The 26,003-nt window shown below is 64.7% G+C and carries 22 protein-coding genes and 1 tRNA gene; 17 read left to right on the top strand and 6 right to left on the bottom strand.

What is annotated here, in order from left to right; all coding sequences use genetic code 11:
• Positions 1-3: 3 nt before the first annotated feature.
• The 15 genes from AC1RRJ_RS01580 (at position 4) to AC1RRJ_RS01650 (ending at position 14,779) form a co-directional block, all read left to right on the top strand.
• Positions 4-1,029 carry an AAA family ATPase gene (locus AC1RRJ_RS01580; RefSeq protein WP_493119952.1) on the top strand — a complete coding sequence of 342 codons (1,026 nt, stop codon included), beginning with the start codon at positions 4-6 and terminating at the stop codon, positions 1,027-1,029.
• Positions 1,026-2,726: a hypothetical protein gene (locus AC1RRJ_RS01585; RefSeq protein WP_493119953.1), complete on the top strand. Its 1,701-nt coding sequence runs from the start codon at positions 1,026-1,028 to the stop codon at positions 2,724-2,726. The genes AC1RRJ_RS01580 and AC1RRJ_RS01585 overlap by 4 nt, the downstream gene beginning before the upstream one ends.
• Positions 2,727-2,747: 21 nt before the next feature.
• Entirely contained in the window at positions 2,748-3,920 is a 1,173-nt protein-coding gene (locus tag AC1RRJ_RS01590) for an XrtA/PEP-CTERM system-associated ATPase (RefSeq protein ID WP_493119954.1), read from the top strand.
• 42 nt (positions 3,921-3,962) lie between these two features.
• Positions 3,963-4,826, top strand: a complete 864-nt coding sequence (locus AC1RRJ_RS01595; RefSeq protein WP_493119955.1) for an XrtA system polysaccharide deacetylase — start codon at positions 3,963-3,965, stop codon at positions 4,824-4,826.
• A gap of 11 nt (positions 4,827-4,837) precedes the next feature.
• Positions 4,838-5,872, top strand: a complete 1,035-nt coding sequence (locus AC1RRJ_RS01600) for a FemAB family XrtA/PEP-CTERM system-associated protein (RefSeq protein WP_493120681.1) — start codon at positions 4,838-4,840, stop codon at positions 5,870-5,872.
• Positions 5,872-7,077, top strand: coding sequence for a TIGR03087 family PEP-CTERM/XrtA system glycosyltransferase (locus tag AC1RRJ_RS01605; protein ID WP_493119957.1), 1,206 nt, complete (start codon positions 5,872-5,874; stop codon positions 7,075-7,077). Before AC1RRJ_RS01600 ends, AC1RRJ_RS01605 begins: the two co-directional genes overlap by 1 nt.
• Entirely contained in the window at positions 7,074-8,552 is a 1,479-nt protein-coding gene (gene xrtA, locus AC1RRJ_RS01610; protein WP_493119958.1) for an exosortase A, read from the top strand. The genes AC1RRJ_RS01605 and xrtA overlap by 4 nt, the downstream gene beginning before the upstream one ends.
• 11 nt (positions 8,553-8,563) lie before the next feature.
• Positions 8,564-10,459, top strand: a complete 1,896-nt coding sequence (locus AC1RRJ_RS01615) for an XrtA/PEP-CTERM system amidotransferase (protein ID WP_493119960.1) — start codon at positions 8,564-8,566, stop codon at positions 10,457-10,459.
• 47 nt (positions 10,460-10,506) lie between these two features.
• Positions 10,507-11,691 carry a GNAT family N-acetyltransferase gene (locus tag AC1RRJ_RS01620; protein WP_493119961.1) on the top strand — a complete coding sequence of 395 codons (1,185 nt, stop codon included), beginning with the start codon at positions 10,507-10,509 and terminating at the stop codon, positions 11,689-11,691.
• Complete coding sequence (locus tag AC1RRJ_RS01625; RefSeq protein ID WP_493119962.1) at positions 11,688-12,554, top strand: cupin-like domain-containing protein; 867 nt, start codon at positions 11,688-11,690, stop codon at positions 12,552-12,554. The genes AC1RRJ_RS01620 and AC1RRJ_RS01625 overlap by 4 nt, the downstream gene beginning before the upstream one ends.
• A gap of 79 nt (positions 12,555-12,633) precedes the next feature.
• Entirely contained in the window at positions 12,634-12,852 is a 219-nt protein-coding gene (gene infA / locus AC1RRJ_RS01630; RefSeq protein ID WP_010162480.1) for a translation initiation factor IF-1, read from the top strand.
• On the top strand, positions 12,849-13,439 hold the full coding sequence (locus AC1RRJ_RS01635) for a Maf family protein (RefSeq protein WP_493119963.1): 591 nt from the start codon (positions 12,849-12,851) through the stop codon (positions 13,437-13,439). Before infA ends, AC1RRJ_RS01635 begins: the two co-directional genes overlap by 4 nt.
• Positions 13,432-14,424 (top strand): ribonuclease, encoded by a 993-nt coding sequence (locus tag AC1RRJ_RS01640; RefSeq protein WP_493119964.1) that lies wholly within the window; start codon positions 13,432-13,434, stop codon positions 14,422-14,424. The genes AC1RRJ_RS01635 and AC1RRJ_RS01640 overlap by 8 nt, the downstream gene beginning before the upstream one ends.
• The gene (locus AC1RRJ_RS01645; RefSeq protein ID WP_493119965.1) at positions 14,414-14,608 is read left to right on the top strand and encodes a DNA gyrase inhibitor YacG; all 195 of its coding nucleotides are present in this window, start codon (positions 14,414-14,416) and stop codon (positions 14,606-14,608) included. Before AC1RRJ_RS01640 ends, AC1RRJ_RS01645 begins: the two co-directional genes overlap by 11 nt.
• Before the next feature lie 95 nt (positions 14,609-14,703).
• Positions 14,704-14,779, top strand: a tRNA-Phe gene (locus tag AC1RRJ_RS01650).
• A 340-nt stretch (positions 14,780-15,119) separates the two neighbouring features.
• On the opposite strand, the gene AC1RRJ_RS01655 is transcribed toward AC1RRJ_RS01650, so the two are convergent.
• From AC1RRJ_RS01655 to AC1RRJ_RS01670, 4 genes are all read right to left on the bottom strand, one after another.
• A complete protein-coding gene (locus tag AC1RRJ_RS01655) occupies positions 15,120-16,628 on the bottom strand; it encodes a CRTAC1 family protein (protein ID WP_493119966.1) in 1,509 nt (502 codons plus the stop codon).
• 29 nt (positions 16,629-16,657) lie between these two features.
• The gene (locus AC1RRJ_RS01660; protein WP_493119967.1) at positions 16,658-19,117 is read right to left on the bottom strand and encodes a TonB-dependent receptor plug domain-containing protein; all 2,460 of its coding nucleotides are present in this window, start codon (positions 19,115-19,117) and stop codon (positions 16,658-16,660) included.
• Between the two features lie 72 nt (positions 19,118-19,189).
• On the bottom strand, positions 19,190-20,395 hold the full coding sequence (metC, locus tag AC1RRJ_RS01665) for a cystathionine beta-lyase (protein WP_493119968.1): 1,206 nt from the start codon (positions 20,393-20,395) through the stop codon (positions 19,190-19,192).
• 4 nt (positions 20,396-20,399) lie between these two features.
• Positions 20,400-21,107 (bottom strand): RNA polymerase sigma factor, encoded by a 708-nt coding sequence (locus tag AC1RRJ_RS01670; protein ID WP_493119969.1) that lies wholly within the window; start codon positions 21,105-21,107, stop codon positions 20,400-20,402.
• Positions 21,108-21,422: 315 nt separating this feature from the next.
• Between AC1RRJ_RS01670 and AC1RRJ_RS01675 the strand changes: the two genes are divergently transcribed.
• Entirely contained in the window at positions 21,423-22,754 is a 1,332-nt protein-coding gene (locus AC1RRJ_RS01675) for a dicarboxylate/amino acid:cation symporter (protein WP_493119970.1), read from the top strand.
• Positions 22,751-23,230 (top strand): Lrp/AsnC family transcriptional regulator, encoded by a 480-nt coding sequence (locus tag AC1RRJ_RS01680; protein ID WP_493119971.1) that lies wholly within the window; start codon positions 22,751-22,753, stop codon positions 23,228-23,230. Before AC1RRJ_RS01675 ends, AC1RRJ_RS01680 begins: the two co-directional genes overlap by 4 nt.
• 28 nt (positions 23,231-23,258) lie before the next feature.
• On the opposite strand, the gene AC1RRJ_RS01685 is transcribed toward AC1RRJ_RS01680, so the two are convergent.
• Both AC1RRJ_RS01685 and AC1RRJ_RS01690 read right to left on the bottom strand, forming a co-directional pair.
• Positions 23,259-24,461: an amidohydrolase family protein gene (locus tag AC1RRJ_RS01685; protein WP_493119972.1), complete on the bottom strand. Its 1,203-nt coding sequence runs from the start codon at positions 24,459-24,461 to the stop codon at positions 23,259-23,261.
• Between the two features lie 52 nt (positions 24,462-24,513).
• Positions 24,514-25,974 (bottom strand): amidohydrolase, encoded by a 1,461-nt coding sequence (locus tag AC1RRJ_RS01690; protein ID WP_493119973.1) that lies wholly within the window; start codon positions 25,972-25,974, stop codon positions 24,514-24,516.
• Positions 25,975-26,003: the final 29 nt, after the last annotated feature.

Here is a 26,003-nt window from a genome sequence, read left to right on the forward strand (position 1 = left end):
AAAATGACCGATCAACGCCCCGTCAAGCGCCCGCCGTCGCTGCTCGAACGCGCCGCCGACATGTTTGGCATCGACCCCGTCGCGAACGCGCCGACGATTGACGTGTCGAAACTGCCGCCCGAGCCGGTGAAAAAGGCGCGCAAGCCGATTTCGGCCGAGGAGCCTGTCGTCGCAGCGCCGCCACAGACCGAACCCGCACCGCCCGTCGTCGAAGCTGCTCCTGCGGTCGAGCCCGCGAAACCGTCGCCGCGCAAGGACATTGCCCGGGCCGCGCCCGCCGTCGTGCCGACGCGGCAGGGGACGATCGACCGTGCCCGGCTCGCCGCGCGTGGCATGGTTGTGCCCGGCGCGCCCGTCACCGGAATTTCCGAAGAATACCGGATCGTGAAGCGCGAACTGATCCGCAATTTCGCAGGCACCGCAGGACGCCCCGCACTGCCGCGTGGCCACCGTGTGCTGATCGCCTCGGCCAATCCGGGCGAGGGCAAGACCTTCTCCGCCGTCAATCTCGCGCTCAGCCTTGCGGCCGAGGCCGATCATGACGTGCTGCTGATCGACGCCGACATCGCCAAACCCAGTGTGCTCGAAACGCTGGGGCTGGATGATGGACCCGGGCTGATGGACGCGCTCGCCGATCCACATTTGCCGCTCGGCGACTGCCTGATCCAGACCGACGTTCCGGGGCTGAAGGTCATGCCGGCGGGCATGCAGCATATGGACGACACCGAATTGCTCGCTTCGGCGCGGACCGAGGCGCTGCTCGCCGAGCTTGAGCGGGGCGTGCCGGGCCGCATCATCATCCTCGATTCGCCGCCCGTGCTCGCGGCGTCTCCCGCTGCGGTGCTCGCGGGGCACGTCGGCCAGTTGATCATGGTTGTGCGCGCGGACCAGACACTCGAAAGCGGGCTGCGCGATGCGATCGGCCTGATGGGCGGTTGCCCGCATATCCAGCTGCTCCTCAACGGGGTCAAATTCTCGCCGGGCGGCCGCCGCTTCGGCACCTATTATGGACAGGGTGGCGGCGCGTGAGCTACAGGCAATCTTCGATACGCTCATTCGGAACGCTGGCGGTGCTGTTGCTCGCGGGGACGGCGACGGGCGCCCACGCGCAATTTTCGGGCGATGCCGGACCGGGCGGGCAGGATGCGCCGCGCGCTGCAGCCGACGCAGGGGGCGAGAGCAAGCGTCCGCGCGCCCAGCGTCAGGTCGACGTCAACCCCTATCTCTCGGTTGATCAGATCCTGACGGCCGACCTCAAAAATGGCGGCGACGTGCTGACTTATACGACCGTCGCGGTCGGGGTCGATGCTGCGGTCGTCACGCGCCGCGTCGAACTGTCTGCGACGCTGCGCTACGAACATCAGTTCGGCCTTTCGGCGGGGTTGGGTGATCGGGATGTGATCAGCGGGCTTGCGCGTGGAAATCTGCAATTGTTGCGCGGCCTGAGCCTCGAAGCGGGGGCGCTCGCGACCCGCACCCGCGCCGACGGTCAGGGCACCGACAATGGCATCGTCACCGGCCGGTCGAGCAATGTCGCCAATCTTTACTCGGTCTATGCGGGGCCGACGCTGGCGCGGAAAATTGGCGGGCTCGACGTCGGGGCCGGCTATCGCTTCGGCTACAGCAAGGTTGATGTCGAAACCCCCGCGCTGTTGCCGCCGGGTGCGGTGGCGCAGGATGTCTTCGACAGTTCGACCAATCACAGCGCCTGGGCCAGCATCGGCGCCCGGCCGGGCGATCTGCCGTTCGGCTGGAAGCTTTCGGGCGGCTATGACCGCGAGGATGCCAGCCAGCTCGACCAGCGTTATGAGGGCAAATTTGCGCGCGCCGACGTGACGGTGCCGATCAGCCGGACCGTCGCGCTGCTCGGCGGCGTCGGCTATGAAAATATCGAAATCGGCCAGCGCGACCCGCTGCTCGACACCAATGGCGTGCCGGTGCTCGATGCCAACGGCCGCTATGTCACCGACAAATCGTCGCCGCGCAAATTGTCATTCGACACCGACGGACTGATCTGGGACGCCGGGGTATTGTGGCAGCCGAGCCGCCGCACGTCGCTGACCGCCAGCATCGGCCACCGCTATGGCGACACCATTTACACTGGCAGTTTTTCCTATCGCGCCGACCATGCGACGATGGTGCAGGTCGACGTCTACAACGGATTGTCGAGCTTCGGCCGCGGGCTGTCGAGCGGGCTTTCCGCCCTCCCGACCCAATTCGACCCGACCCGCAATCCGGTCGGCGGCGAAGTCGATCCGTGCGTCTTCGGTGGGGAGGGCGGCAGCTGCCTTAACAACCGGATCGGCCATGCGACCTCGGCGCAATTTCGCAATCAGGGCGTCCAGGCAGTGCTGTCGTCGCGCTTCGGCGGCTGGAGCTATGGCGTCGGCCTCGGTTACGACCGCCGCCGCCTGCTCACGCCGCGCCTGTCGCCGATCGCCAATCTCAACGGCATCACGGACCAGAGCTATTATCTCTTCCTCTCGGCCGGACGCAGGCTCGACGCCGAATCGGACCTCAGCCTGTCGGGCTATCTTAACTATTTTGACAATGGTTCGCCGGGGGTCAGCAATGTCCAGTCGGCGGGTCTGTCGGCGACCTATTCGCGGCGCTTCTGGCGCGGCCTGACGGGGAGCGCGGGGGCCAGCCTCGATGCTTTCGATCAGGACGGCTTCAACAGCGAACTTATTGGATCAGCTTTGGTGGGGCTGCGTTACAACTTCTGATCCCGGAACAGGAATTTTACGATGTACGATCAGTTTTATGGCTTCACCGGACGCCCGTTCCAGCTGACGCCCGATCCGCATTTCTATTTTGAGAGCGGAACACACCGCAAGGCAATGTCCTATCTTGGCTATGGTCTCGCGCAGGGCGAAGGCTTTATTGTCATCACCGGCGATGTCGGCGCGGGCAAGACAACGCTCGTCGGCCATTTGATGAACACCATCGACCCCAGCCGCCTGACCGCGGTCAAGCTGGTGTCGACGCAGGTCGAGGGCGACGATCTTCTCCGCCTTGTCGCCGAACAGTTCGGCCTCGAATGGGAAGGGCAGAGCAAGGCCGAATTGCTGCGTTCGATGGAGCAATATCTGCGCGAACAGGCGCGCGCCGGAAAACGCACGTTGCTGATCGTCGACGAAGGACAGAATCTGGCCATCTCGGCGCTCGAAGAATTGCGGATGCTCTCGAACTTCCAGCTCGGCGGCCATTCGCTGCTCCAGATTTTCCTGCTCGGCCAGCCCGAGTTCCGCCAGACCCTCTTCCACTCGCCGGCCTTGGAACAGCTGCGTCAGCGTGTGATCGCGACGCATCACCTTGATCCGATGGAGCCCGAAGAGGTTGAGCCCTATATCCTCCATCGCCTTGGCAAAGTCGGCTGGACTGGAAACCCCAGCTTCAGCCCCGACGCGTTCGAGGAAATTTTCGACTATTGCGCGGGTGTCCCGCGCAAGCTGAACGTGCTGGTCAGCCGCCTTTTGCTCTATGGTGCGGTCGAGGAAATGAATCGTATCACCGGCCAGCAGGTTCGTTCGGTCGTCGCGGAGATCGAGGCCGATCGCGGCATCGACCAGACCGCGCTCGCACCGCCGCCGCCGCCGATCGAACAATTGATCGCCTATGCCGCGGCCGCCGCCGCGCCGACCGCCGAAGCGTCGCTCGAATGGCCAAAGGCCGTCCCGCCGGCGCCGCTTGCCGAACCTGACCCTGCCGACGACGACGTACTGGAACTGGGGCCGGCACCCGCGGCGGTCGACGAAGCACATGTGGCGGCGCTGCAAAAGCAGATAACCGATCTCGAGGCGCGGCTGACCGAACAGGATGCCGCGCTACGCCGCGTGATCGATTTGCTGATCGAATGGGTCGAACGCGATCCCGACAATGCCCCCAATCCGGCATCGTCACAGACTTGGGCGGCCTGACGGGCTAAGCATCGGCCGCCAGCGGATCGATGAAGGTGAGATATGATGCAAAACGGCCTGTCGGTCGATGTCGAGGACTGGTTCCAGGTCGGCGCCTTTGAACGGACGATCGATCGCGACGACTGGCCGCGCCTCGAATGTCGGGTCGAGGCCAATTGCGACGCGGTGCTTCAGATTTTCGCCGACGCCGGCGTCAGCGGTACTTTCTTCACGCTGGGCTGGGTTGCCGAACGCTATCCGGCGCTGATCAAACGCATCGTCGCGGCGGGGCATGAACTTGCGAGCCATGGTTACGACCATCAGCGCGTGTTCAATATGACCGCCGACAGCTTTGCCGCCGACCTCAAAAAGACGCGGGCGATCCTCGAGGATCTCGGCGGCGTCGCCGTTCGCGGCTATCGCGCGCCCAGCTTCTCGGTCGATCAGCGCACCCCTTGGGCACATGCTGTGCTCGCTGAACAGGGCTATGACTATTCCAGCAGCGTCGCGCCCATCGTCCATGATCATTATGGCTGGCCGCAAAGCCCGCGCCATGCCTGGCGCCCGCTGGCCGACAGCGAATTGCTTGAATGGCCGGCAACGACCGCGCGGGTCGCGGGCCGGACATTGGCGGCGGGCGGCGGCGGCTTCATGCGCATCCTCCCCTATGGCTTCACCCGCTGGGCAATCGCGCGGATGAATGAAGAGGGGCACCCCGCGATCCTCTATTTCCATCCGTGGGAAATCGACCCCGGCCAGCCGCGCGTCGCCGATGCACCGCTGAAATCGAAAATCCGCCACTACACGGGTCTCTCGGCGATGGCGGGCAAGCTGAAGCGGCTGCTCGCCGATTTCGAATGGACGCGCGCCGATGCGCTGCTCACCGCGCAGCAGGCGCGCGCGCAGCCGTGGCACGCAGCGGCGTGAACGCGCCTGCGATGGCTGCGGTACCGCTGGCCGATGCGGCTGCGTGGGATGCCTATGTCACGGCGCACCCGCACGCGACGCCATTCCATAGTCGCGCATGGTGCGAGGCGATCACCAAGGCAACGGGCCATCAATGCCATCTGGTGACCGCGCGCGACGCCGACGGAACATTGACCGGCATCTTGCCGCTCCACCATATCCGCTCGCCCTTGTTCGGGCAGGCGCTCGTCGCCAGCGGCTTCGCGGTCGACGGCGGCATCCTTGCCGACAATGATGCGGTTGCGGCGACGCTTGCCGCTGGCGCGGCCGACATCGCCCGGTCGCTCAGCGTCCCTTCGGTCGAACTGCGCGGCGGCCCGCTCCCGGACGGCGGCGACTGGCACCGCGAAGAGGGCGTCTACGCCGGCTTCGCGCGCGATCTTGCCGCCGACGATGACGCTGAACTGCTCGCCATCCCGCGCAAGCAGCGCGCGGAGGTCCGCAAGGCGCTCGCCAGCGGCCTCACCGTCACCACCGGCAGCAGCCAACGGGAGCGCCGCGACCATTATCGCATCTATGCGACCAGTGTGCGCAATCTCGGCACGCCGGTCTTCCCCAAAGCGTTGTTCGACGCAGTACTCGACGCGTTCGGCGACGCCGCCGACATATTGACCGTGCGCGAAGCCGGGCGGCCGGTCGCAAGCGTCCTTAGCCTCACCTGGCGCGGCACCGTTATGCCCTATTGGGGCGGCGGCACCGCCGACGCCCGGAGGCTGCGTGCCAATGAGTTGATGTATTTCGCCCTTATGCGCCACGCTCGCGAGAAGGGGTGCACCCGCTTCGATTTCGGCCGGTCGAAGGTGGGAACCGGACCCTTTGCCTACAAGAAAAACTGGGGTTTCGAACCAGAGCCGCTCGTCTACGCGCGCTGGCTCGCGCCGGGTGAAAAGCCGCGCGACACCAATCCGACCAGCGCCAAATACCGGTTGCAGGTCGACCTGTGGAAGCGGCTTCCCCTTTGGGCGGCGAACCGGATCGGCCCGCTGATCGCGCGCGGGCTCGGTTGATGGCCGAAATCCTGTTCCTCGTCCACCGCGCGCCGTGGCCCCCCGACCGCGGTGACCGCATCCGCAGCTGGCACATGTTCGAAGCGCTGGCGAAGCTCGCGCCGGTCCACGTGGCGGCCTTGGCCGACAATAATGCCGACGCCGACGCCGCGCGCGCGAAAATGGCGCCGCTATGTGCAAGTTCGGCGATCGAGGTCCGCAAAATGTCGCGCCCGGTCGCGCTCGCGCAGGCGGTGCTCCGCAGCGAACCGGTATCAAACCATCTGTTCAAAAATTCTGCACTCGCGCGGCACGTCAGCAAACTGCTGAGCGAAGGTCGGATCACCCATATCGTCGCCTTCTCCGGGCAGATGGCGCAATATCTGCCCGACCGGTTCGACGGTCCGGTGATCATGGATTTCGTCGACGTCGATTCGGCGAAATTCGCGACTTATGCCGAGCAGGACAGACGCCAACCGCTGAATTGGGTCCACGCGCGCGAAGCGCAAAAGCTGGGCGCGTATGAAGTCGCTGTCGCGTGCCGTACCGACGCCAGCCTGTTCGTCAGCGAGGCCGAGGCCGCGTTGTTCCGCGAGCGCAGTGGTCTTGGCACCGACAAGGTTCGCGCGGTCGAAAATGGCATCGACACGGACCGCTTCGACCCGGCCGCACCGCTACGATCGGTGGACGTGGGGGAAGGGCCGCTCGCGGTCTTCACCGGCCAGATGGACTATCGCCCCAACATCGACGCGGTGCGCTGGTTCGTCGCTGACATCCTGCCGCTGATCCGCTCGCGCCACCCGCAAGCGTGCTTCGCTATCGTCGGTCGCGCGCCGACCAATGAGGTGCGCGCGCTCGAAAAATTGCCGGGCGTGATCGTGACTGGCGAAGTGCCCGACGTCCGGCCGTGGCTCACCGCCGCTGATGCCGTCGTCGCGCCGCTGTTGCTCGCGCGCGGGGTGCAGAACAAACTGCTCGAAGCGATGGCGATGGCGCGCCCCGTGGTTGCAAGCGCTGCCGCAGCTCTGGGCATTGACGCAACGCCGGGGAAGCATCTGCGCGTCGCAGACGATGCGTGCGGCATCGCCGAAGCCGTCTGCGCGATCTTCGACGATCCGGTGGGGGCGTCGGAAATGGGCGTCGCGGCGCGCGAGCGCATGATCGCGCGCTATGGCTGGGATGCCCGGATGGCGCCGCTCGGCGAACTGCTGGGCCTCGGCGCATGACGATATGGCAACGCCACCTCACTGCGCTCGCGATGCTCGCAGGCGCGATGCTTGCGATCTTTCACCGCGACGCCGCCGATATGGCGGGCATCTGGTGGCACAGCTCGACCTTCACCCACTGCCTGCTGATGCTGCCGATGATCGGTTGGCTGGTGTCGCTGCGCGCGCCGCTGATCCGACCGCTGACGCCCGTATATTGGTGGCCGGCGCTGGTCTGGATCGCGGGCGCAGGATTGGTGTGGCAGGTTGGCGAGGCCGCCGGGGTGGCGCTGTTCCGGCAGCTCGGGCTGGTCTTGATGCTGCAGGGCGCCGTCGCGGCGACGCTGGGCGAAAAGCTCGTGCGCGCGCTGCTTTTTCCGCTCGCCTATGCGTTTCTGCTCGTGCCCTTCGGCGAGGAACTGGTGCCGCTGCTCCAGACGCTCACCGCGCATATCAGCGTCTTTCTGCTCCACCTGTCGGGCTTGCAGGCCGAGATGGAGGGGGTGTTCATCACCACCCGCGCGGGCTTCTTCGAGGTGGCCGAGGCCTGTTCGGGGGTCAATTTCCTGATCGCCATGCTCGCCTATGCGGTGTTTGCCGCGCACCTCTGTTTCAAAAGCTGGACGCGGCGTATCGTCTTTGTCGTGGCGGCGCTCGCGACGACGATCTTCGCCAATGCGCTGCGCGCCTATGGCACGATGGTCGCCGCCGAGATCTGGGGGATCGAGGCAGCGGGCGGGATCGACCATATTTTCTATGGCTGGATTTTCTTCGGGCTGGTGGTGCTGATCGTGATGCTCGTCGCGCGGCGCTGGTTCGATCGTCCCGCCAATGACGTCGCGGTCGATGTGGCTGGACTGGGTGGCACAGTGCGCTTCACCGGTTCGGCAAAGGCGGTTCTTCCCGCCGCGCTTGCGCTGCCGCTGTCCTTCATGGCATGGGCGGCGCTTGTCGGAGGCCGCACGGCGCCCTTGCCTGCTACGATGGCGGTCGAAACGCCTCCCGGCTGGAGCGAGGCGCGCTCCGGCGGTGCGGCATGGACGCCGCGTTTCGATGGCGCCGACCAGCGGTTGCTGCGCCACTTCATCGACGCCAACGGACGCCGGGTTGCCGTGGCGATCGGCGGCTATGAACGGCAGGCTGAAGGGCGCGAGGTCGTGAGCTTCGGGCAGGGCGCGGTCGATCCCGACAGCCGCTGGGCGTGGAGCGCGGCGCTGCCCGCGATCGAGGGCGCCAAGACTGAACGGCTACTCCACCCCGGCCCGGTGCTGCGCGACGCCGCGACCTGGTATGTCGTCGACGGCCAGGTTACCGGCGATCCGCGTCGCGCCAAACTTGCGGGCCTGAAGGCGCGGTTGCTCGGCGGCGATCCGCGTGCATTGTCGCTGATCGTGTCGAGTGAGGCGGGGCAGGGCGGCGATACTGCGATTGCCGGTTTCGTCGCCGCCTCGGGCGGAGCGCAGGCAATGGCTGACCGCGCGCTCAAAACCCGCTAAGCGTTCGGAATATGTGCGGCATTGCGGGTATCTATCATCTGGAGACGGCCAAGCCGGTCGATCCCGCGCGGCTGCGTGCGATGCTGTCGCCGATGCAGCATCGCGGCCCCGACGGATCGGGCGAATGGACCGCGCCCGGGGTTGGTCTCGCACACCTGCGCCTGTCGATCATCGACATTGCGGGCAGTCCGCAGCCGATGGCGAGCGATGATGAACTGATCACGCTCACCTATAATGGCGAAATCTATAATTTCCGCGAGTTGCGTGCCGAGCTCGAGGATCGCGGTCACCGTTTCCGTACCAGCGGCGATACCGAGGTCATCATCGCGGCGTGGCGACAGTGGGGGCCCGAATGCCTGTCGCGGCTCAACGGCATGTTCGCCTTTGCGCTCCACGATCATGCGCGCGGATGCCTGTTCCTTGCGCGCGACCGACTGGGGGTGAAGCCGCTCCACCATGTTCGCCTGTCCGACGGGTCGGTGGCCTTTGCGTCGGAGCTAAAGGGCCTGCTTCGTCATCCGCTGCTTCGGCAGGAAGCCAACCTCACCGCCATCGAGGATTTCTTCGCCTTCGGTTATGTCCCCGATGACAATTGCATTGTTGCGGGGGTCGAAAAGCTCCCTGCGGGTCACTTCCTGCTGCTCGAACGCGGCAAGCCGGTTCCGGCGCCGACCTGCTGGTGGAGGCCCGATTTCTCGCGCCGCATCCGCGCGAGCGAAGGCGAGGCGGCCGAGCATCTGACCTGGTTAATGCGCCAGGCGGTGACCGATCGCATGGTCGCCGATGTGCCGCTCGGCGCCTTCCTCTCGGGCGGGGTGGATTCGAGCGCGGTCGTCGCATTGATGGCCGAGGCGAGTTCGAAGGCGGTCAAAACCTGCACCATCGGTTTTGACCAGGCGGCGCTCGACGAGACGGCCTATGCACAGCAGATCGCCGGGCGTTTCGCGACCGATCACCGCACGCGCACCGTGTCGGCGAGCGACTTCGCGCTGGTCGACAAGATTGCCGACATGTTTGACGAACCCTTTGCCGACGCGAGCGCATTGCCGACTTACCGCGTGTGCGAACTCGCGCGTGAGGAAGTGACAGTGGCGCTGTCGGGCGATGGCGCCGACGAAGCGTTCGCCGGGTACCGCCGGCTGGTGTTCCAGCATCAGGAGGAGCGGTTGCGCGGACTGATCCCGAGCTTCCTGCGCCGCGGTGTCCTTGGCCCGCTCGCGCACATCTGGCCGCAGATGGACTGGGCACCGCGCCCCTTGCGCGCCCGCGCGACGCTCGCCAGCCTGTCGAAAAGCGGCGCGGAGGGTTATGCCGAGGCGGTCGGCGTCACGGGGCTCCAGCAACGATCGCGGCTGTTCAACGACGCCGCACATCGCGCGCTGGGCGATCATGTCGCCGAGACGCGCTATTGGAAGGCGATGCACGACGCCCCGGCGCGCGAGCCGCTCGACCGCGCGCAATATGCCGACCTCCAAATCTGGCTGCCAGGCGATATATTGACCAAGACCGACCGGATGAGCATGGCTGTGGGCCTTGAGGCGCGCGAGCCTCTGCTCGATTATCGTCTGGTCGAATTCGCCGCGAGCTTGCCCGCGTCGATGCGCGTCAAGCGCGGGACGGGGAAGGCGATCATGAAGCAGGCGATGGAACGCTATCTGCCGCACGACATTCTTTATCGCCCCAAAATGGGGTTTGTGACGCCGGTGTCGCAATGGTTTCGCGGGCCGCTGGTCGAACAGGCGCGCGCATTGGCTGCATCATCGACGCTGGCGCGTTCGGGCTGGTTCGACATGGCCGAAATCGAGCGGATTGTTGCCGCGCACCAGTCGGGCCGTCGCGATCATGGCCGGCTGATCTGGCAATTTTTCATGCTCGAAAAGTCGCTGGCCAAATTGTTCGGGATCTAGGATGTGGCGCCACCCGTTTTTAACGCTTCGCTGTTAGCGCGCTGTTGATGACGGTCCATCCTGCCTTTCCCCTCGACGCTGCTCCGGCTGCGCCGCTGACCGTGCGCATCGTCGATCCGCTCGCCCTGTCGCCCGAACTCGCGGCGGCATGGGACCGGTTGGCCGACGAGGCGAGCGAGCCCAATCCCTTTGCTGAACGCTGGTGCCTGCAATCGGCGCTGCATTTGCTCGATCCCGAACGCCATGCGCGGTTGGTGATGGTCCGCGACGGTCACGATGGGGCGGTGATCGGGATAATGCCGGTGGCGCCCGCGCGCCGCTATGGCCGATTGCCGTTGCGCCATGTCACGAGTTGGACGCACGCCAATCATTTTCACGGCAGTCCGCTCGTACGTGCAGGCTGTGAAAGCCTGTTCTGGTCGATCTTGATCGGTTGGTGCGACGCCTCGCCTTGGGCGCACACGCTGATGCATGTGCCGCGGTTGACTGAGGGCGGGGCGCTGCACCGCTCACTGGTTGACGTTGCGCGGGTACGTGGCGGCAAGGCGGAGGTCGTCCACCAAGAGGAGCGGGCGCTGCTCGAAAGCGACCTGTCGCCTGAAGCCTATTGGGACATGGCGGTGAGGGCCAAGAAGCGCAAGGAGCTGCGGCGTCAGGCGAACCGGCTGGCGGAGCAGGGCGTCGTCGCATTTCGTTGCTGGCAGGAGGGAGAGGCGATCACGCCGTGGGTCGATGCGTTTCTTGAGCTCGAATCGCGCGGCTGGAAAGGGCGGGCCGGCTCGGCGCTCGTGAGCCAGAATGATACCGAGGCGTGGTTTCGCTCCATATTATCGGCCGCAGCCGATGCCGGAAAACTCGACATGCGCGCGCTCGATCTCGACGGTCGTCCGCTTGCGATACTCGTCAATTTTCTATGCCCGCCGGGAGGTTTTTCATTCAAGACCGCGTTCGATGAGGATTATGCCCGCTTCTCCCCAGGCGTATTGTTGCAACAGGCGAACCTTGTTCTGCTGGACGATGCGCGGATCGACTGGGTCGACAGCTGCGCCGCCCCCGGCCATCCGATGATCGACAGCGTATGGCGCGAACGGCGTCGGCTCGTCTGGGTCAATGTCCCGCTTTCGGGTGCTGCCAACCGGCTGCGTTTTGCGATGCTGGTCCGGGCCGAACGTGCCTGGCGTCGCTGGCGAAGGCCCGTGCCCCTCGCGCCCATCGCACAGGATCAGCCATGACCGGGCACCGGACCATCGCTGCTCCCGTCTTTCCCGCCGAAACGCTCGTGCGGATGGCGACGCTCTATCCGGCGCAGGCGGGGCTGTTGCGCCATCATTTGCCCAACCATCCATTGCTGTCGCTTGAAGCTCTGGCGCGGCTCGCCGAAAGCCTCCCCGTCGGTCAGATCGAATATAATCCGGGGGACGTCCCCATCGGCATCCGCCCGGAGGATGTGCCGTCGAACGGCCTGTCGATCGGGGAAACGATCCGCACCATCGACACCAATCGCAGCTGGGCGGTGCTCAAAAATATCGAAAGCGACGCGGCCTATCGCACGCTGTTGATGGACCTGCTCTGCGAACTGAAGCCGGTGGTCGAGCCGCGCACCGGCGCGATGCTGACGCCGCAGGGCTTCATCTTCGTTTCATCGCCCGGATCGATCACGCCGTTTCATTTCGATCCCGAACATAATATCCTGCTCCAGCTCAGGGGTGCGAAGATAATGAATGTCTGGCCCGCCGGCGACGAACGCTTCGCGCACCGCCGCGAGCATGAGCGCTATCATAGCGGCGGACACCGTAACTTGCCGTGGCACGATGACTATCACGATGATGCGCAGCAGGTGCCGCTGGTGCCAGGCGATGCGGTGCTGATGCCCGTGATGGCGCCGCATTTTGTCACGAACGGCGACGCCCCGTCGATCTCGCTGTCGATCACCTGGCGCAGCGAATGGAGCTATCGCGAGTCCGAAGCGCATGCCGCCAATGCTGCGCTGCGTCGCATGGGGCTCGATCCTGCCATGCCGCCGCGCTGGCCGGGTTATGCGCGGGCGAAAACGATCGGTTGGCGCGTCGCGCGCAAGCTGCGGATCGTGTCCTGAGCCGTTTGATGCCAGCTTTCCTTTTTCTGCAATCGCGGCTATGGGCGCCCATCACCGATTTTGACCCGACTGAGGATTGATGGCGAAAGAAGAACTTCTGGAAATGCGCGGCCAGGTGGTCGAACTGCTTCCCAACGCGATGTTTCGCGTCAAACTGGAAAATGACCACGAGATTCTGGGTCATACCGCCGGCAAGATGCGCAAGAACCGCATTCGCGTGCTGGTCGGCGACGAAGTGCTCGTCGAACTCACTCCCTATGACCTGACCAAGGGTCGGATCACCTATCGCTTCAAGTGAGTAGCGCGGCGAACTTTCCCGCGCTGGTGCTCGCTTCCTCCTCGCCGCGTCGCCGCGAACTGCTGGCGCGAATCGGCGTGGAGCCGGTACGCATTGCGTCGCCCGACATCGATGAGACTCCCCTGAAGGCCGAGCTTCCCCGGGACTATGTCGCGCGGCTCGCCAAAGCCAAGGCGCTCGCGGTCGAACGCGCGCCGAACGAGGCCGTGCTCGCGGGCGATACCACCGTCGCGGTCGGGCGCCGCATATTGGAAAAGCCGGCCGACGAGGCCGATCTGCGCCGCATGCTCGGCCTGCTCTCGGGCCGGCGCCACCATGTCTATTCGGGAATTTGCGTCGTCGGGACCGATGGGCGCGCCCGCGTGCGCGTCGTCGACACCGTCGTCGCGTTCAAGGTGCTGACCGCTGCGGAGATCGACTGGTATGTCGAATCCGGCGAAGGCATGGGCAAGGCGGGCGGTTATGCGATCCAGGGCCGCGCCGAAACCTTCGTGCGTTTCCTTTCGGGCAGCCATTCGAACGTCGTCGGCCTGCCGATTTATGAAACCGGGGTCTTGCTGACCAGCGCGGGAATAGCCCTTGGCTGAATGGCTCTACGAAGCCGGGATCGGCGAGGCGAGAGCGGCGCTGGTCGACAATGGTGAAATCATCGAAGCGCGGATCGAGCGCGATGGCGAAGGGCCGCGGATCGGCGCGATCGTCCGCGCGAAGCTGATTGAGGCGGGCCGCGGCGGCAAGGGCGCGCTGGTCGCGCTCGACTGGCCGGGCACGCCAACGGCCACGCTTGCCCAACTGCCATCTGCAACGTCAATCGGTGCGACACTGGTCGTTGAGGTCACCCGCATGGCGCTGCGCGAACGCGGGCGCGACAAGCCCGCGCGGACGCGCCTTGCCGAAGCGGAAGCTGCGATCGGCGACGGCCCTGATCTGCGCGCGCGAATTGCCGCCGGCGACGTTCCTGTCGTCGATCTGCGCCCGACCGGTGTCGATCATCTGGAACATGCAGGCTGGTCCGAACTGATCGATCATGTCCGCGCTGGCCATTGGCCTTTCGCCGGCGGCGCGCTGTGGGTCGATGCGACGCCGGCGATGCTGCTCATCGACATCGACGGCGATGGCAATGCGCTCGCGCTCGCGCAGGCAGGGGCGAAGGCAGCGGTCGGTCTTATCCGCCGCTGCGACGTCGGGGGATCGATCGGGATAGATTTTCCTTCACTTGGTGGTCGGGCCGAACGGCTGGCGATCGATGCGCTGATTGACGAAACGCTGCCGCAGCCTTTTGAGCGCACTGGAGTCAACGGCTTCGGCCTGATGCAAATTATTCGCCGCCGCGACCGGCCCTCGCTGATCGAGCAGGTGCGATTCGACCCTGTCGCGACCGATGCTGCTCTGTTGTTGCGGTGTGCCGAGCGTGCGGTGGGAGCAGGGGCGCTGCAACTGACGGCGCGCCCGGCTGTAGTAGAGCATATCACTGCGCGGCCCGAATGGATCGATGCGCTGCAAAAACGTACTGGCCGGCCGGCGAGAATGATCGCCAATACCGAGGTAAGAGGAGTGGGCCATGCCCAATAATGTGAACGCCAAGCCGCGCCGCTGCCCGTTGTGCAGTCAGCCGCGCGTCGAGGAATTCAAGCCATTTTGTAGCCGCGGCTGCCGCGATCGCGACCTTTTGAGCTGGTTTGGCGAGGGCTATCGCGTGCCTGTCGACCAGGCGCCCGACGGCACCGCCGACGACGATCGTTTCGACGAAGGCTAGGTGCGCAAAAAGCCGTTACAAAGCCTCTGGACATGCACGAAAGCCGTGCCTATAGCCGCCGCTCGCCAGCACGACCGTCCGGTCGCAGCGGCATTGCCCGGGTAGCTCAGTTGGTAGAGCATGCGATTGAAAATCGCAGTGTCGGCGGTTCGAATCCGTCCCCGGGCACCATTTCTCTTCATCGGGTATCTCGAAGCATCCCGTGAGAAACAGCCATTTTCTGTGAAATATAGGGCTTGTTGACCCTTGGCGTCTCAGGGAGACGATTCGCATCCCGGCCCTTTCGCTTTTCCTGGTTGCCCGTGGCTGAAAACGCGGTTGCCGTCAGGAATCGTCGCCACGCCATTGGGCCCCACCGCCGTCGCTCATGCCAAACCGCAAGCCACACCCTGCAAGTTTTGGGGCGAGGGCGGCCTTTCTCTGATCGCCGTTCCCGATGCATCGTCACGCATGCAATTCGGCTATCTGGCGGGCGGCGGCTAGCCCACAGACCGGCGCGCATATCGGCGCGTCAGGGTTCGGGCAGTGCCTGTCGTTCGCGGATGACGAGCTCGGTTCCGGCATAGCGCGTCGGCCGAATATCCTTGATTCTTTGTATCGTTCGGACCGTCTTGCCCATGAAGCTGACCTCCACGGTCACCGGCGCCGTCGAGGCGAGGCCGAAATGGAGGGGTTGGGTTCCTTGAGCGTTATAGCCACCGCCGGTCGACACCTGGCGGGTGGCGAGAATCGTGCCGGCCCGGTCGTAGAGCCGCACTTCGGCGCCCATACGCGTAAAGCGTCCGGCCTGATCCAGGACGCGCACGGCGAGACTGCGGCGTGCGGCTACTTTGCCTAGGTCGTTGTGGAAGAGGAAATGCCCGCCAGTGTCGGTGTAGCCGCGGGTCAATGAGAGATCGAGCGCGCCGTCGCGGTCATAGTCGACCCATTGGACGCCGTGATCCGCAACGTTGAGCGCCGCGCCCGGGGGCAGGAGGTTGGCAAAGCCCTTGCCGCCGAGATTGCGGAAAAGCCGGTTGGCGGGCTGCTGTTGGCCCGACTTGCCAGTGTAGGCGGCCACGAACAGATCGAGCCAGCCGTCGTTGTCAAAATCGCCCCATGCGGCGCCGACAGCATGATTGTTTTCGGCCAGCCCCAGTTGCTGGGCGACATCTTCGAAGCGTCCATCGCCCAAGCTGCGGTAAAGGATGTTGACGCCATAGCTTGCGACAAAGAGGTCGAGATGGCCGTCATTGTCATAGTCGCCGACTGCGCAGCCGACGCTGCCTTCCTCGGCCGTGCGGCCCGGACGATCCATGCCCAGTGAGGGGCCCACGTCGACGAAACGGTCGCCATCGTTGCGCCACAGTGCATCGGTCGCGCCCGCCTGGTTGGCGAGGAAAAGGTCGAGATCGCCGTCGCGGTCATAATCGAACCAGCAGGCGCCCACGGTCGGCCGCACGTCGTCGCCCGCCTGCCCGGCGCTGACGCGCACGAAACGGCCTGTATCCTGGCGGAACAGCGCATTGGGCCCGGCGCGATCGGTGGTGAAAAGGTCGAGGTCGCCGTCATTGTCATAATCGACCCAGTTCGATTGCCGTGCCGAGCGTCCGGCCGCTGCGGGCGCGAAGTCCTGGCGAGAGAAGCGGTGACCGCCTTCATTGCGGAACAGGAGGTTGGCTTCGGTAGCCCTGGTAGCGCCGGCGTAGAGGTCGAACCAGCCATCGCCGTCATAGTCACCCCACGACAGGCCGCGCATTTCGGCGCCCGAGACGGGAAGGCCAAGCGTGGGGCCGATGTTGGTGAAGGCGCCGCCATCGTTGCGGTAGAGACGAATCTCGCCGTTCTTGAGCGAGACCGCAAGATCGGGATCGCCATCATTGTCGAAATCCGCCCAGCTGTTCGAGAGCGATCCCGCATTGGCGAAATCGCCGGGCTGGACCGCCGTGAAGGCCGGACGGGGGGTCGCGGTCGCCCCGCCGCCGGCGATGCCGGCGGACAGGACGACCCACGACAGCAGTTGCATCAGCTCATGGCGCATGATGCAGGCCGCCGGGTGAAGGGGGCAGATCAGAAATCGAGCGAAACCCGGCCATAGTAGTATCCGCCATATTGGCCGAACGGTCCGGCGCCATAGGGCGCGAGCCCGATCGTGTTGGCGATGGTCGTCCGGTCGGGATAGACGTCGAAGATGTTATAGGCGCCCGCCGCGACCCGCAATTTCTCTGTTACCCCATAGGAGACTTCGAGATCGGTGATCCACTTGGCGCCGAAGCTCTGGTCGTTCGCCGCGGCATTATCGAGCGAACGGAACTTGTCGTAGCGGGTTTCCTTCACGTTGATCGCGAACGGACCCGATTCGAAATTGGCGCCGAGGATGAGCTTGGTCTTCGGTCCTTCGGTGAACCAGCCCTGCGTGCGGCGGTCGAACAAGGTCAGGCCGAGGCCTGCGAGTTCGGGCGGGTTGGCGGCGATCTTCTTGATGTCGGTGTCGTTGTAGTTGAACCCGACGCTCGTGCGCAGGCGCCCGGCACTGCCGACGTCGAACGCATAGGTTCCGACCACGTCGATACCGCGGGTGCGCGTATCGACCGCGTTGGTGAAGAAGCGCACCGACTGATCACCCGAAAAGCCATTGGCGACTAGGATATTCTTGATGCCATTGCCTGACAAAAGGCCGGTGAGGGTGATGCGATTGTCGAGATCGATCTGGTAGGCGTCGACCGAGAGCGTCAGGCCCGCCGCCGGGGTCAATGTGAAGCCGAGGCTGTAGTTTTTCGACTTTTCAGGCTTGAGCGGTTTGGCGCCAAGCGCTTGCGCGACCGGTGATCCCGTCTTCACGATCTTGGTGAGGACCGGAATATAGACGCCGCCGACGAGGTTGATCGACGTCGAGGTCTGCGCGAAATCCTGTTGGGCGAGCGACGGTGCACGGAAGCCGTTGCTGAATGCCCCGCGCAGCGCGAGCCAGTCGGTCAGTTCGTAACGCGCGCTGACCTTGCCGCTGAAGACGCTGCCCGAGCTGTCGTCGAAATGCTCGAAACGGCCCGCGGCGGTGACGAGAAAGCGCGGTGAGACGTCGAGGGCAAGGTCGACATAGCCTGCCCACACGTTCCGGTTCACGTTCGCGGCATCCTCGGGGGTGACAACGATTGCGCCCTGTGCGCCGACCTGTGCGGGCTTTCCGGCGAATTCGCCGGTCGGGTAGAAATAGCCCCCGCTGCGGTAGCTGTCGACATCGAGCGGCTTGGTGACATAGGATTCGTAGCGATATTCTGCACCCATCGAGACCTGGAGCGCCATGTCTCCGCCGAACTCGAGGCGGCGCGTGAGGTCGAGATTGTTGGTCCACTGGTCAAAGGCCGAACTGAACGTCTTGAACTCGGTCGGGCTCGACGGTCCGAGCGACGCGTTGAGCGTGTTTTCGGCGCCATTCTTCGCATAGTTGCGACCGTAGGTGCTGCTGAGATCGATGTTCCAGCCGCCTGCTTCACCGCGCAGGCCGCCGGTCAGCTGGAAGTCGGTTTCGTTCAGCGTGTAGAAGGGCGAAAAGCCGTCGGGATAAATCTCGAGGATATTCTGGTTGCTGCTCGGGCGGCGGCCGGCCTGACCGACGCGTGCATCGCGATACCCGAACGTGCCGTCGGAGTAGAATGTGACGTTGCCGAGCGGCAGGACGAGGGTCTGCGCGACCTTGACGTCCGTCACTTCGGGGAGGCCGCCGAGATAGGTGCGGCGGTTTGCGGTCAATTCGCGCGGGTCCTGTGCACCGCCCGGTAGCAGCGGATAAAGCCGGCCTGTCACATCGGTGTTGCGGATGGCGGCTTTCGCCTTCTTGCCTTCGACCGACAGGGTGAACGAGCCGCCGTCGCCGAGTGCGAAGCCGTGCGAGATGCTGCCCGATATGGTTTCGCCATCGCTGCCGCTGCCGTCGCGGCCGTAGCGCTGACCGGCTTCGATGCTGCCGCGGCCACCGCTGTCATTGGTTTTGAGGATGATGTTGATCACGCCTGCGATTGCATCGGAGCCATATTGCGCCGAGGCGCCGTCGCGCAGGACTTCGATGCGCTCGATCGCGCTCGAAGGGATGAGATCGAGATCGACCGGGTTGCCGCCCTGCGAGGTCGCGCCCGAGTTGAAGTCGATGATCGAGCTGTTGTGGCGGCGTTTGCCGTTGACGAGCACAAGGACATGGACCCCCGAGAGTCCGCGTAGCCCGGCTGGACGGGTCAGGCTGTTGAACGATGAACTGCCGACCGTGGTTGACTGAAAGGACGGTACGAGCTGGGTCAGCGCGTCACGAAGCTGCATGCCCCCGCCGAGCTTCTCGAGTTCTTCGCCGCCGATCACATCGATCGGCGTCGGGCTCGAAATGACCGTGCGGCCCTGGCCGCGCGATCCGGTGACGATGATTTCGGATGACGAAGCGGCATCGTCGGCATCGTCGCCAGCGCCCTGCGCGAAGGCGGGTGTCGACATCGCCGCGGCGATGCACGAGGCACCGATCAGCAGTTTGCTCGTTGTTTTCATGGTCTTGCTCCTCAACACGGAAAAATGTCCCCCAAATTGAACCTACTACATATGATCCGCCGTTTTCGGCGCTTATCCGGCTGCCCGCAATTTGCGCTGCGAAGTGGCGATGTTCTGGGAAAGGGTGTCGAGCCCTTGCCGCAAATCCGCGATGAGGTCATCCACACTTTCGAGCCCGACGTGCAATCTTAACAGCGGCCCCGGATAGCTCAGCTTGTGGGTCCGTGCCTTGAGCTGCGGATTGCTCGGAATGGCGAGGCTCTCGAAACCGCCCCAGCTGAAACCGAGCCCGAAAAGCCCGAGCCGCTCAACCATGCGCGCGACCGCTGCGTCGGACGCGGGTTCGAGAACCGCACCAATCAGCCCGCAAATGCCTGTGAAGTCGCGCTTCCAGATCGCATGGCCGGGATCGCTCGGCAGTGCCGGGCACATGACCGAATGGACTTCGGGCTGCGACTCGAGCCATTCGGCGACCTTGAGCGCCGCCACGCCATGCTGGGCCAGCCGCGTGTGAAGCGTCCGAAGGCCCCTGATCGCCATATAGGCGTCGTCGGGCGAGACTGCCCAGCCGGTTTCGTAGCTCGAACTGGCGAGCAGATCGACGGCGGCGCCCTTCGCTGCGGCGAGCCCCATGAAGACATCCGAATGGCCGCAGACATATTTGGTGAGCGACTGGATGCTGACGTCGACGCCGTGGTCCAGCGGCTTGAACAGCACGCCCGCCGCCCAGGTATTGTCGATCACGGTCAGGATGCCGGCTTCTTTCGCCATCGCGGCAATGGCGGGGATGTCCTGCATTTCGAAGGTCAGCGAGCCCGGGGACTCGAGGAAAATCACGCGGGTGGCGGGGGTGATCATAGCCCGGATAGCTTCGGCATCGTCGGCCGGATCGAAATAGCGGGCACGCACACCGTAGCGTGCGAGGGTTCCGGCGAGGAAGCGCCGGGTCGGATTATAGACGGTATCGCAGGCGAGGACTTCGTCACCCGCCGAGAGCAGGGCGAGCAGCGTGCCGGTAATGGCGGTCAGCCCGGACGGGTAAATAAAAGCTTCGTCGGCGTTCTCGAGATCGCGCAGTGCGTCGCGCAGCACTCGCTGCGTCGACAGGCCGACGCGGCCATAGGTCACTCTGCCGCCGTCATAGAGGGCCTCGCAGCTCGGGAGCAACACGGTCGAGCCGCGCTGCACGGGAGGGCTGGGTGTCCGCGCGAGCGCGTCGCACGGGCTGTCGCTATGGATCAGCCGCGTTTGCTCGTGGACCTTGCTGCAAAGCGTCATTCGATCATTCACTTTCTTGGATGGAAGCGGAGAGGAGTTTCTGCCGCTGCCGCGAGGGGCCCAGGCGGTGCGCAACGACAAGGTCGCTACGGCGGGCGACGGACAGGGCCTTGGCAGCCTTGGTCACATGTTTTTCAATCGCGCTCGTCGAGATATTGTAGCGGCTTGCGAGTGACTTGAGGCTCGAGCCTTCGACGCGAATGGCGACGAGGATTTCCTGCGTTCGTTTGGGAAGCTGGCCCAGCGTTTCCTCGACCGCTCTGACCTCGTCGCGCGCGAGCAGGATGCGAAGCGGCGACATCTCGTCGACGGGGTGGTCGGGTTCATCGAGCTGGCAATGGCAGGCTGCGCGGCGCGTGGTCTGACGGCGATGGCGATCGATGAGTGCTGCTTGCGCGGCCTGGAAGAGGTAGCATTTGGGATGAGTGACGACGGCGGCGTCGGCGCGGCGAACGATACTCAGCAAAACATCCTGCAACACATCGTCGAGATCCGAGGCTGGAACGCGGCGGCGCAGATATTTGCGCAGCAGCGGCACATGCGGCCAGAAGGCATCGATCAGATTGGCGCCGGTGTTCGCACCGGTCGTGGCCGGAGATGTTTCGACGGGTGATTTCGCGAGGGCGGGGCCGGCGACGTCGATCGTCCGCCAAGCGTCGTCCGTTACGACGTTTTCATTCCCGTAATCTGGCCCATAGGCGCTGAATGTCATCGCACGTCCCCTTGTGGAGACATTTTATGACACGGGAGCCGTGGTGAATTCATCACCGACTTTGGAGTGATATTCCGAAATATTGGTATGTTTGAACCAATAAACTGTCAATTTTCAGATTATATGTTCGATGAACCCGATCCATAGGCTAGCAACGATCGAATTCGCTGTCCCGGATTCGTCCTCGAAATGCAATATTGGGCCAGTCGCGGGAGAATTCGTCGCGGAATCGACGCCGGGGAGATGGGGTGATTGACGCGAGCCGCGTCAAAGTCAGGGGGCCTCCCTTGGCGTGGAGGCAGGAGGAGTGGTCGCATGGCGAGAACCTGGCTCATATTGTCGGCGCTGGTCGCCGGGCTCGCGCTGGGGGTCAGCTGGACGCGTCTGGGGCTTGCCGGACTTGCCGACGCCGTCGCACTCGCTGACAGCGTCGGCGGAATCTGGCTCGACGGGCTGCGCATGACGATCGTCCCGCTCGTCGTCTCGCTTCTCGTCACCGGGATCGCCAGGACGGTCGACAGCGCGCGCGGCGACCGGGTCGCATTGCGCTCGGTCGTCATCTTTGTCGGCCTCCTGTGGATTTCGACCGCCATGGCGGCGGTGCTCGTACCGACGTTGCTTGCCGCATGGCCGATGCCGGCCGAGGCCGCGCGATCACTGTCTGCCAGTCTTCAGACTTCCGTCACCCCCGATGCGCCAATCATCGGCATCGCTGCTTTCCTGCGGTCGATCGTGCCTACCAATCCGATCGCGGCGGCGGCCAATGATGCGCTGCTTCCGCTCATATTGTTCACCGCGGTGTTTGCGGTTGCGCTCGCGCGTCTGCCGGAAACCCAGCGTGAACCGGTCACCGCATTTTTCGATACGATTGCCAATGCCGTGCTGATCATCGTCGGCTGGGTGCTTGCGCTCGCGCCGATCGGCGTTCTCGCGCTGGCTTTTGCTGTCGGTGCAAGGGCGGGAACGTCGGCGATCGGCGCACTGGCCCATTATGTCGTCATCGTGTCGAGCGCGGGCCTTGCGGCCTGGGCGCTCGCCTATCCGGTCGCGACGCTCGGTGGGCGGGTTCGCCTGCTCGCTTTCGCGAAGGCGGTTGCACCTGCACAGGCGGTCGCGCTCAGCACCCAGTCGTCGCTCGCCTCGCTGCCACCGATGCTCAAGGCATCGGCCGATCTCGGTGTCGAGCGATCGGTCGCGCGGGTCTCGCTGCCCGTCGCGGTAGCGATCTTTCGCGTCACCAGCCCCGCGATGAACCTCGCGGTCGCCATCTATGTCGCGCACTGGCTCGGCATATCGCTCGCGCCCTCAACCATCGCGACTGGCGCAGTCGTGGCCGCGGTCACGACGATCGGATCGGTCAGCCTGCCCGGGCAGGTCAGCTTCCTCACTTCGATCGCTCCGATTTGCGTTGCCATGGGCATTCCGATTGAACCGCTCGCCTTGCTCATAGCGGTCGAGATGATCCCTGATCTTGTGCGCACGGTTGGCAATGTGACGATGGACGTCGCCGCGACGACCGCGATCGCGCGGATGGGGCCGGCAAACGACCCTGCCGGTGAGCATGACGTGGAGGAGATGACGCCCGCCTTGCGACCGGCCTTGGCTTTGCGCGCGGTTGGTGACCTTGTTGAAGGAGAGAAGCGATGAGCCGTGTTTCGCTTGACGATGCCGATATCCGGATACTGGGTATTCTCCAGGAGGATGCTACGCTGTCGGTCGCCAATGTCGCGATAAAGGCGAATATGTCGCAAAATGCCTGCTGGCGACGGATCAAGCGCCTCGAGGAAAGCGGGGTGATATCGAAGCGGGTGACGATCCTTGATGCGAGCGCGCTAGGCCTCGACCTGACCGTCTTCGTCAGCATGCGCGCGTCCGAGCATAGCGAGGCATGGCTCGACATGCTCAACGCGGCGGTACGCGACATCCCCGAGGTCGTCGAATTTTACCGTATGACGGGCGATGTCGATTACCTGCTCAAGGTGCGTGTCGAGAATATGGCAGCCTATGATGCCGTGTATCGCCGCCTCATCCGCTCGATTCGTCTCACTGATGTGAGCTCGGCTTTCTCGATGGAAGAGATTAAATGTACCACGGCGCTGCCGCTCGCGGCGCGCCCGTCCTGAGGGACAGGACAGGCGCGCCGCCGCCCAATCAGCGCGCCGGCGTGTAGCGCTTGCCGAGTTCGGTCGCGCGGGACGTGAGTGGCTGCTCGCGTCCCGCGATGAAGATGGCGGTCGGCTGGGTGAGGGGCTCGAGCGGATCGCCGTCCCAAATCACAAGGTCGGCAGCCTTGCCGGGCGCGATCGAGCCAAGCTGGTCGGCGACCCCGAAAATGCGCGCTGGCGCGAGTGTTAGCGCCTCGATGCCGGCTGCGTAGGGCAGGCCGCGCGACACGGCGAGGCCGGCATTATAACGCATATCGCGCACGCGATGCCCGCCGTCGTTGCCTCCGATCGCGATCTCGACGCCTGCCGCCTTGAGGATCGCGGCATTTTGCAGCGACGCCCCGAGCATGTCGAAGTTCGACGGGATGTTCGAGGTCGGGTTGACGAGGACGGGGACTTTCGCTGCGGCAATCTCTCCGGCGATGCGCCAAGCCTCTTCGGCGCCACTAAGGATGATCCTGAGCCTGTAATCGCGCGCGAGCTTCAAAACCTGCTGGATGTCGGCGGCGCGGTGCACGACGACGATTAGCGGCATCGTCCCTGCCAGCACCGGTTTCAGCGCTGCGACGTCGGCTTGCGAAAGCGCGAAGGGATATTCGTCGCGGGGCGGTTGACGAACGAGATCGAAAATCTGGCGCAATTGCACAAATTCGGCGGCGCGTGAGCCGCCGATGCGCGCGGCGCCGTCTTCGCCGAGTTCGAGCATCATGCCGATGCCGGGGCGGTGGAGGATGTTCGCGCCTTCGCCGAGCGAGATGAGCGCCGCCTTGCCTGCAAAGGGCAGTTCGCGTTCCTGGTCGCTGTCGTCATAGTCGGGCATGACGACAGCGCGGGTGACTCCGCCGAGGCGCGCGATCGGGATCAGCGTCGATGCGGGGTTGAGGCCGTACTGGACGTCGAATGACGCACTGATCCCCGAATTATGCGTCTTGGTGTCGACCGACCCGTCGACCGAATTGACCTCGACGAGGCCGAGCGCGGTGTTCACCGCGATCAGACCCGGCGTAACCGTCGCGCCGCGCGCGTCGATGGTGCGGATGTCCGCCGGCACCGCGATTGACACACCGGCGGCAGCGATGCGGCCGTCGCGAACGATCACTGTGCCATTCTTGACCTCGCCTACGGGGCCGGGGGTCACAAGATGGGCGTTGGTGATGGCAAAAGTCTGCGCCGCGGCCGGGAAGGCCACCGCAGCGAGAGCCAGGGCGAGAGCCGGTAAAGCAGGGAGCCGTCGTTGCATCTCATTCCTCCCCGACCGGTTGGCCGATTTCAAAATCGCTTTTGTAACGCGTTGCCGGATCGCTCGTGTCGAGGACCAGTGCGCCATCGATGAAGACCTTCTCGGCGATGGCATAGACGCTGAACGGATTCTTGCTCCACAGCACCACGTCCGCCATCTTGCCGGCCTCGATCGAGCCGGTGCGATCGGCGATACCCATGATCTTTGCGGGATTGATGGTGATCCACTTGATCGCCTCCTCCTGCGCAATGTCGATGCCTGCGCGACGCCCGGCGGCGATTGCAACCGCGCTTTCGACGTTGAGGCGCTGGATCAGGCGCTGTTCGTCCGAATGAATCGCGACGCAGACGCCGGCCTTGCTCAGGATCGCGGCATTTTCCTCGATTGCGTCATAGGCTTCCATCTTGAAGCCCCAGCGGGTCGCCCAGGTCGCGATGCAGACGTCGTCGGCGACAAGCAGATCGGCGATCTTATAGGCTTCGACGGCATGGTGGAAGGCACGCGTCCTGTAACCGAACTCGCGGCCTACATCGAGCATCACCGCCATTTCATCGGCGCGGTAGCAATGATTCTGGATGAGGATGTCGCCCTTGAGGGCGCCCGCGAGCGTTTCGAGGCCGAGGTCGCGCTTGGGCGCCTCGGCGGCTTCGCCGCGCGCGCGCTTCTTTTCATAGGCGTCGACTTTGCGGCCATATTCGGCGGCCTCGATCCAGGTGCGGCGAAAGCCTGCGACATTGCCCATGCGGGTCGCGGGCGCGCGCCCGCGACTGCCGTATCGGCCCTTGGGATTCTCGCCGCACGCCATCTTGAGCGTATAGGGCGCGCCGGGGAATTTCATTTGCTGGACGGTGACTGCCGGCACATTTTTCACGCTGACGCCGCGGCCGCCGAACAAATTGGCCGAACCGGGCAGGATGAGCAGGCTGGTGACGCCGCCCGCGCGCGCCTTGGTGAAGACGGGATCTTGCGGCCAGACTGAATGCTCGGCCCAGACATGCGCGGTATAGGGATCGATATTCTCGTTGCCGTCGGCATGTCCCTGGACCCCGGGGGCGGCGAAAACGCCGAGGTGTGAGTGAGCGTCGATGATGCCGGGCGTGACCCATTTGCCGCTGCCGTCGATGATACGGACGCCCGCCGGGACGGAGACATTGGCGCCGACCGCAATGATCTTGCCTGCGGCCATCAGTACAGTGCCCTTGTCGATCCGCGTCCCGGTTCCGGTAAAGATCGATGCGCCGACAATCGCCGTGTCGGGGGCGGGGCGAGGCTGATACGTGCTGGCGAAGGGCGCAGCGGCGGCGATCGCTGGCTCGGCCGGCGGCGGCGTGTCGGTCGGGCGCGCTGAGGTCGTGGCCGCCGAGCAGCCGGCGAGGACGGCGAACCCGGCGGCGAGAAGGGCGGCGCGTGTCGGGCGGCGGCCGAACGGCCGGGCGGATTTTTCGAATAATGGTTGTGTCACGCCGGGGTCACCTTGTCCGGAACGATGGG

This window comes from Sphingopyxis sp. GW821-FHT12C06 (assembly GCF_058807415.1).

Bases quoted from the DNA above. Each gene is read 5' to 3' on its own strand.
- AC1RRJ_RS01660 (WP_493119967.1), bottom strand. From the start codon at position 19,117: ATGAAAACAACGAGCAAACTGCTGATCGGTGCCTCGTGCATCGCCGCG.
- AC1RRJ_RS01655 (WP_493119966.1), bottom strand. From the start codon at position 16,628: ATGCGCCATGAGCTGATGCAACTGCTGTCGTGGGTCGTCCTGTCCGCC.
- infA (WP_010162480.1), top strand. From the start codon at position 12,634: ATGGCGAAAGAAGAACTTCTGGAAATGCGCGGCCAGGTGGTCGAACTG.
- AC1RRJ_RS01615 (WP_493119960.1), top strand. From the start codon at position 8,564: ATGTGCGGCATTGCGGGTATCTATCATCTGGAGACGGCCAAGCCGGTC.
- AC1RRJ_RS01675 (WP_493119970.1), top strand. From the start codon at position 21,423: ATGGCGAGAACCTGGCTCATATTGTCGGCGCTGGTCGCCGGGCTCGCG.
- AC1RRJ_RS01670 (WP_493119969.1), bottom strand. From the start codon at position 21,107: ATGACATTCAGCGCCTATGGGCCAGATTACGGGAATGAAAACGTCGTA.
- AC1RRJ_RS01680 (WP_493119971.1), top strand. From the start codon at position 22,751: ATGAGCCGTGTTTCGCTTGACGATGCCGATATCCGGATACTGGGTATT.
- AC1RRJ_RS01620 (WP_493119961.1), top strand. From the start codon at position 10,507: ATGACGGTCCATCCTGCCTTTCCCCTCGACGCTGCTCCGGCTGCGCCG.
- AC1RRJ_RS01580 (WP_493119952.1), top strand. From the start codon at position 4: ATGACCGATCAACGCCCCGTCAAGCGCCCGCCGTCGCTGCTCGAACGC.
- AC1RRJ_RS01645 (WP_493119965.1), top strand. From the start codon at position 14,414: ATGCCCAATAATGTGAACGCCAAGCCGCGCCGCTGCCCGTTGTGCAGT.
- AC1RRJ_RS01595 (WP_493119955.1), top strand. From the start codon at position 3,963: ATGATGCAAAACGGCCTGTCGGTCGATGTCGAGGACTGGTTCCAGGTC.
- metC (WP_493119968.1), bottom strand. From the start codon at position 20,395: ATGACGCTTTGCAGCAAGGTCCACGAGCAAACGCGGCTGATCCATAGC.
- AC1RRJ_RS01590 (WP_493119954.1), top strand. From the start codon at position 2,748: ATGTACGATCAGTTTTATGGCTTCACCGGACGCCCGTTCCAGCTGACG.
- AC1RRJ_RS01625 (WP_493119962.1), top strand. From the start codon at position 11,688: ATGACCGGGCACCGGACCATCGCTGCTCCCGTCTTTCCCGCCGAAACG.
- AC1RRJ_RS01600 (WP_493120681.1), top strand. From the start codon at position 4,838: ATGGCTGCGGTACCGCTGGCCGATGCGGCTGCGTGGGATGCCTATGTC.
- AC1RRJ_RS01605 (WP_493119957.1), top strand. From the start codon at position 5,872: ATGGCCGAAATCCTGTTCCTCGTCCACCGCGCGCCGTGGCCCCCCGAC.
- xrtA (WP_493119958.1), top strand. From the start codon at position 7,074: ATGACGATATGGCAACGCCACCTCACTGCGCTCGCGATGCTCGCAGGC.